6 protein-coding genes are annotated in these 7110 nt (G+C 47.4%); all 6 read left to right on the forward strand.

Annotation, left to right across the window (positions count from 1 at the left end; all coding sequences use genetic code 11):
- Positions 1-406 precede the first annotated feature (406 nt).
- On the forward strand, positions 407-1549 hold the full coding sequence (tgt, locus tag QZL69_RS07310; RefSeq protein WP_022214565.1) for a tRNA guanosine(34) transglycosylase Tgt: 1143 nt from the start codon (positions 407-409) through the stop codon (positions 1547-1549).
- Between the two features lie 106 nt (positions 1550-1655).
- The gene (yajC, locus tag QZL69_RS07315) at positions 1656-1961 is read left to right on the forward strand and encodes a preprotein translocase subunit YajC (RefSeq protein ID WP_022214566.1); all 306 of its coding nucleotides are present in this window, start codon (positions 1656-1658) and stop codon (positions 1959-1961) included.
- Positions 1962-2158: 197 nt separating this feature from the next.
- A complete protein-coding gene (gene leuB, locus QZL69_RS07320; protein WP_022214567.1) occupies positions 2159-3244 on the forward strand; it encodes a 3-isopropylmalate dehydrogenase in 1086 nt (361 codons plus the stop codon).
- A gap of 70 nt (positions 3245-3314) precedes the next feature.
- Positions 3315-4988, forward strand: a complete 1674-nt coding sequence (ilvD, locus tag QZL69_RS07325; RefSeq protein ID WP_022214568.1) for a dihydroxy-acid dehydratase — start codon at positions 3315-3317, stop codon at positions 4986-4988.
- Positions 4989-5026: 38 nt separating this feature from the next.
- Positions 5027-6718: a biosynthetic-type acetolactate synthase large subunit gene (ilvB, locus tag QZL69_RS07330; RefSeq protein WP_022214569.1), complete on the forward strand. Its 1692-nt coding sequence runs from the start codon at positions 5027-5029 to the stop codon at positions 6716-6718.
- The coding region (locus QZL69_RS07335; RefSeq protein ID WP_291518850.1) for an aminotransferase class V-fold PLP-dependent enzyme at positions 6702-7110 on the forward strand (409 nt) is incomplete at its 3' end. The genes ilvB and QZL69_RS07335, both read left to right, overlap by 17 nt.

Here is a 7110-nt window from a genome sequence, read left to right on the forward strand (position 1 = left end):
CAGCCTATGGCTGCGATGGTCTCTCATTTTTGGTTGGAAAAGAGTTATGTCTTGAACTTTTTTTCTTTCTACCTTCAGTTTGGTGCGGTGTGGGATAGCGGAGGAGATGAGGTGTGCGGGGTGGGGTGAGCTTGAGAGGGTTCGTTGAGGTGCTTGGGAGGTGGGAGTTTGCGTTGGGAATAAAATTGTCACTGTTTGAGCGTAGCGAGTTTGACAATTTTATTCCCGTTTTTAGCAAAATCACAGCTTCCTTAGTACCTCAGAACCCTCGAACCTCGCCCCACCCCGCACACCTCATCTCCGTAACATACATACCATCCACCCATCCAAACATTCCCCTTTACCATTTTCCTTCTGTCTGGTATACTTAAAATCAAATGCAAATCATACAGAAAGAGGAACAAAAATGGCAAAATATACATTAATGAAAACGGAGGGGCGTGCGAAGAGGGCTCAGTTTGAGACTGTGCATGGTACGATCCAGACTCCGGTGTTTATGAATGTGGGTACGATCGGGGCGATCAAGGGAGCTGTTTCTACGCAGGATCTTTATGAGATCGGAACACAGGTGGAGCTTTCCAATACTTATCATCTCCATGTACGTCCTGGTGACAAGATCGTGAAGCAGCTTGGCGGACTCCATAAATTTATGAACTGGGAGCGTCCGATCCTGACGGATTCCGGCGGATTCCAGGTCTTTTCCCTTGCAAAACTCCGCAAGATCAAAGAAGAAGGCGTACATTTCCAGTCACATATTGACGGACACAAAATCTTCATGGGACCGGAAGAGAGTATGCAGATTCAGTCCAACCTTGCTTCTACGATCGCAATGGCATTCGACGAATGTCCGAGCAGCGTGGCAGACAGAGACTATGTACAGCAGTCTGTAGAGCGAACCACCCGCTGGCTTGCACGATGCAAGAAAGAAATGGACCGTCTCAACAGCCTGCCGGATACTATCAATAAAGAACAGTTACTGTTTGGAATCAACCAGGGAGCCGTATATGAAGATATCCGTATCGAACACGCCAAAGAAATTTCCAAAATGAATCTGGACGGCTATGCAGTCGGCGGACTTGCCGTAGGCGAGACCCATGAAGAGATGTACCGCATCCTTGATGCTGTTGTACCATATCTTCCACAGGATAAGCCGACTTACCTTATGGGTGTCGGAACACCGGCGAATATTCTTGAGGGCGTAGAGAGAGGAATTGATTTCTTTGACTGCGTATATCCGAGCCGTAACGGTCGTCATGGTCATGTATACACCAACCACGGCAAGATGAATATGTTCAATGCAAAGTATGAACTGGATACCCGTCCGATCGAGGAGGGCTGCGGCTGTCCGGCATGCCGCCATTACAGCAGAGCCTATATCCGCCATCTTCTCAAGGCAAAAGAAATGCTTGGAATGCGTCTCTGCGTTCTGCACAACCTGTACTTCTATAATCATATGATGGAAGAAATCCGCGATGCACTGGATGAAGGCAGATTTGCTGATTACAAAAAAATGCGTCTGGAAGGATTTGCAGCAGGAGAACAGAAATAACACACAAAATGCAGAAAAATACTTGAAGTAAAAGGCTTTTTTGTGTATGATAGTGTGTAGTGTTCCTGAATAGCAGGAATGTAAGTTAGAACAGGAGGAATCATAAATGAGCAGCACAGCAAGCAGTACCGCAAGCATGGGTATGATGATTTTATGGATGGTTGTTATCTTTGGAGTAATGTATTTCCTGATGATCCGTCCTCAGAAGAAAGAGCAGAAGAGACTTCAGGCAATGCTCAACAGCATGGAAGTCGGTGACAGTATCGTTACCACAAGCGGCTTCTATGGAGTGATCATCGACATGACAGAAGAAGATGTGATTGTAGAATTCGGCAATAACAAGAACTGCCGTATCCCAATGAGAAAACAGGCTATTGCAGAGGTGGAGAAGGCAGAACAGGCATCCGCATAACTGCAAATAAGAAAGTAAGTGCTGCGTCAGATGCGGCACTTCTTTTTTTATAAAAATCGTTTACTTTTATAACACGTTCTAACTTTTACGTAGTAAAGGGTTGAAAAGTGCCAGAAAGTGCGTTATTATAATAACAATATCCATGAGGAAAGGACTCTGCGCAAGATTCGTGTGATGCAGAGAGAGGAAATGAAAAGATGGAATACAAGATTGCATTGATTCCAGGAGATGGAATCGGACCGGAAATTGTCAGTGAAGCCAAAAAAGTTCTCGATAAAGTATGTGAGAAATACAACCACACCTTTACTTATTCAGAGGTACTGCTTGGAGGCGCATCTATTGATGTCCACGGCGTACCGCTTACAGATGAGGCAATTGCTACAGCCAAAGCCTCTGACGCAGTTCTGATGGGCTCTATCGGCGGTGATGCAAAGACATCCCCATGGTACAAACTGGAGCCGTCCAAACGTCCGGAAGCAGGACTCCTTGCTATCCGTAAAGCACTGAACCTTTTTGCAAACCTTCGTCCGGCATACCTTTACAAAGAACTCGAAGAAGCCTGCCCGATCAAAAAAGAAGTGATCGGAGACAACGGATTTGACATGATCATCGTCCGTGAGCTGACCGGCGGTCTTTACTTCGGCGAAAGAAAGACCATTGAAGAAGACGGTGTAAAGAAAGCAATCGATACACTTTCCTACAATGAAAATGAGATCCGCCGTATCGCGATCAAAGCCTTTGACATCGCAATGAAGAGAAGAAAGAAAGTCACAAGCGTAGACAAGGCAAACGTTCTGGATTCTTCCAGACTCTGGAGAAAAGTCGTAGAAGAAGTTGCAAAGGATTACCCGGAAGTAACTCTGGAGCATATGCTGGTTGACAACTGTGCAATGCAGCTTGTACATGATCCGGCACAGTTCGACGTTATCCTGACAGAGAACATGTTTGGCGATATTTTATCTGATGAGGCAAGTATGGTGACAGGTTCCATCGGAATGCTTTCTTCTGCAAGCCTCAATGAGACCAAATTTGGTCTGTATGAGCCAAGCCACGGATCCGCACCGGATATCGCAGGACAGAATAAAGCAAACCCGATCGCAACGATCCTTTCCGCAGCAATGCTGCTCCGTTACTCACTCAACCTTGACGAAGAGGCAGACGCAGTAGAGGCAGCTGTACAGAAAGTCCTGACAGACGGATACCGTACAGGTGACATCATGTCCGAAGGATGCAAAGCTGTCGGAACAAAAGAAATGGGAGATCTGATCGCAGCAGCGGTGTAAGATACCAGGAGTGCTATGCACGGAACAATCCGTAGGTATCGTATAGATTGAATAAAGAGGAGATAATAAAATGAGAAGTGATTCAGTAAAAACAGGCTCACAGCAGGCACCTCACCGTTCCCTGTTTAATGCCCTTGGATTAACAAAAGAAGAGATGGAACGTCCGTTAGTCGGAATCGTAAGTTCCTACAATGAGATCGTACCTGGCCATATGAACCTTGACAAGATCGTAGCAGCCGTAAAACAGGGGGTTGCAATGGCTGGCGGTACACCGATCGTATTCCCGGCGATCGCTGTCTGTGACGGTATCGCAATGGGACACATCGGAATGAAATACTCTCTGGTAACAAGAGATCTGATTGCAGACTCTACAGAGGCAATGGCAATGGCTCATCAGTTTGATGCCCTTGTTATGGTTCCGAACTGTGACAAAAACGTACCTGGACTTCTGATGGCAGCAGCCAGGATTAACGTTCCGACTGTATTCGTAAGCGGCGGTCCGATGATGGCAGGTCATATCCACGGACACAAGACAAGCCTTTCCAGTATGTTCGAAGCTGTTGGATCTTATGCAGCAGGCAAGATCACAGAAGACGAACTGACAGAATTCGAGAACAAAACATGTCCTACATGTGGATCCTGTTCCGGTATGTACACTGCAAACTCCATGAACTGTCTGACTGAGGTTCTTGGTATGGGACTTCGTGGAAACGGAACCATTCCGGCAGTATATTCCGAACGTATCCGTCTTGCAAAACATGCAGGTATGCAGGTTATGGAAATGTACCGCAGAAACATCCGTCCGAGAGACATCATGACAAAGGAAGCAATCCTGAATGCCTTGACGGTAGATATGGCACTTGGATGTTCTACCAACAGTATGCTTCATCTTCCGGCGATCGCTCATGAAGTGGGAATGGACTTTGATATCAGTTTCGCAAACGAGATCAGTGCAAAGACACCGAACCTCTGCCACCTTGCACCGGCAGGCCCGACTTACATGGAAGATCTCAATGAAGCCGGCGGTGTTTACGCAGTCATGAACGAGCTGAACAAAAAAGGACTTCTCCATACAGAATGCATGACAGTAACAGGCAAAACAGTAGGCGAAAATATCAAAGACTGTGTAAACCTCAATCCTGAAGTTATCCGCCCGATCGACAATCCATACAGCCAGACCGGTGGACTTGCAGTCCTCAAAGGAAATATCGCTCCTGACGGCGGTGTCGTAAAACGTTCCGCAGTCGTAGAAGAAATGATGGTACACGAAGGACCGGCAAGAGTCTTTGACTGCGAAGAAGATGCGATCGCAGCGATCAAAGGCGGCAAGATCGTAGCCGGAGACGTTGTAGTCATCCGTTATGAAGGACCAAAAGGCGGTCCTGGAATGAGAGAGATGCTGAATCCGACATCTGCGATCGCAGGTATGGGACTTGGATCTTCTGTAGCTCTTATCACAGACGGACGTTTCAGTGGTGCATCCCGTGGAGCTTCCATCGGACATGTTTCACCGGAGGCAGCCGTAGGTGGACCAATCGCCCTGATCGAAGAAGGCGACATCATCAGCATCAACATTCCGGAACTCAAACTGGAAGTCAAAGTATCTGATGAAGAGATGGCAGCAAGAAAAGCAAAATGGCAGCCACGTGAACCAAGAGTCACAACCGGATATCTTGCAAGATATGCTGCAATGGTTACCTCAGGCAACAGAGGAGCGATCCTTGAAGTGCCGAAAGCAAAATAACTGAAATCATTCATTTTATATACACAGGAGGAAACACAATGCAGCTTACAGGTGCAGAGATCATCATTGAGTGCCTTAAGGAACAGAAAGTAGATACTGTTTTCGGTTATCCGGGAGGCGCGATCCTCAATGTCTATGATGCTCTCTATAAACACAGTGATGAGATCCACCACGTTCTGACTTCTCATGAACAGGGTGCATCTCATGCGGCAGACGGTTATGCCCGTGCTACAGGCAAAGTCGGAGTGTGCCTGGCAACCTCCGGACCTGGAGCTACAAACCTGGTTACCGGTATCGCGACCGCATACATGGATTCTGTTCCAGTCGTAGCGATCACCGCTAACGTAGGCAAACCACTTCTCGGAAGAGATTCTTTCCAGGAAGTTGATATTGCCGGTATTGTAATGCCGGTCACAAAACACAGTTTTATCGTAAAAGACATCTCCATGCTGGCAGACACACTCCGCAAGGCATTTTATATTGCCAAGAGCGGACGTCCGGGACCGGTACTGGTGGATGTGACCAAAGATGTAACAGCAGCAACTTATGAATATTCCCTGCGCCGTCCGGCTATGATCAACCGTGAGACTGAGACGATCCGCAGAGAAGATCTGGAAACTGCTGCACAGATGATCGAGGAAGCAAAGAAGCCGTATATTTTTGTCGGCGGCGGATGTGTGATCTCCGGAGCTTCCAAGGAGATCAGCGAACTGGCACATAAGATCCAGGCTCCGGTCTGCGATAGCCTTATGGGCAAGGGCGCTTTTTCCGGAGAAGATCCTCTGTATACAGGAATGCTTGGCATGCATGGAACCAAGACTTCCGACCTTGGCGTGACACAGTGCGACCTTCTGATCGTTCTGGGTGCACGTTTCAGTGACCGTGTCACAGGAAATGCCAAGACCTTTGCAAAACAGGCAAAGATCCTGCAGATCGATGTCGATGCGGCAGAAATTAACAAGAATGTTATGGTAGATGCGTCTGTAATCGGAGATGTAAGAGAAGTTCTCCGCAGACTTCTGGAAATGATTCCGGAAAAACAGCATCCGGAGTGGATCGAGCATATTCAGGAGATGAAAGCCAAATATCCTCTGAGTTATGATCATTCCCAGCTCACAGGACCATACATTATAGAGAAACTCTACGAAATCACAGGTGGAGATGCAATTATCTCAACAGATGTCGGTCAGCACCAGATGTGGGCCGCACAGTACTTCAAGTACAAAGAACCTCGTACCTTCCTGACTTCCGGTGGTCTCGGAACGATGGGATACGGACTTGGAGCTGCAATCGGTGCCAAGATGGGAAGACCGGACAAAACAGTTGTCAACATCGCTGGAGACGGCTGTTTCCGAATGAACATGAATGAGATCGCGACAGCAGTACGCTGCCATAAACAGCTTTTACAGATTGTCATGAACAATCATGTACTGGGTATGGTACGTCAGTGGCAGACCTTATTCTATGAACACAGATATTCACACACCGTCCTTGACGATGCCGTGGATTTTGTGAAAATATCTGAGGGCATGGGAGCGAAAGCGATCCGTGTTACGAAGATGGAAGAAGTAGAGCCGGCGATCCGCGAGGCTCTCGCAACAGACGGACCTGTAGTACTGGACTGCTGGATCGATCAGGATCTCAGCGTGTTCCCGATGGTACCGGCAGGCGCAAGTCTGAATGAAGTTTTTGACGAGGAGGATATGAAGAACAATGAGCAGAGTGTATAATTTTTCTGCAGGACCGGCCGTACTGCCGGAACCTGTGCTGAAAGAAGTAGCAGATGAGATGATGGATTATCAGGGAACAGGCATGTCCGTAATGGAGATGAGCCACAGAAGTCCTGAATTCCAGAAGATCATCGATGATGCAGAGCAGGATCTCAGAGACCTGATGAACATCCCGGATAACTACAAGGTATTATTCCTTCAGGGTGGCGCTTCTCAGCAGTTTGCCATGATTCCGATGAACCTTATGAAAAACGGAGTAGCTGACTATATCGTTACCGGTCAGTGGGCAAAAAAAGCATATCAGGAAGCACAGAAATACGGAAAGGTAAACAAGATCGCCTCTTCCGAAGACAAAACCTTCTCTTATATCCCGGACTGCAGCGATCTTCCGA

This window comes from Blautia sp. CAG:237, assembly GCF_000436615.1.
Lineage (GTDB): Bacteria > Bacillota > Clostridia > Lachnospirales > Lachnospiraceae > Blautia_A > Blautia_A intestinihominis.

Coding starts and splice junctions, on each gene's coding strand:
- tgt (WP_022214565.1), top strand. CDS start 407: ATGGCAAAATATACATTAATGAAAACGGAGGGGCGTGCGAAGAGGGCT.
- ilvD (WP_022214568.1), top strand. CDS start 3,315: ATGAGAAGTGATTCAGTAAAAACAGGCTCACAGCAGGCACCTCACCGT.
- yajC (WP_022214566.1), top strand. CDS start 1,656: ATGAGCAGCACAGCAAGCAGTACCGCAAGCATGGGTATGATGATTTTA.
- ilvB (WP_022214569.1), top strand. CDS start 5,027: ATGCAGCTTACAGGTGCAGAGATCATCATTGAGTGCCTTAAGGAACAG.
- leuB (WP_022214567.1), top strand. CDS start 2,159: ATGGAATACAAGATTGCATTGATTCCAGGAGATGGAATCGGACCGGAA.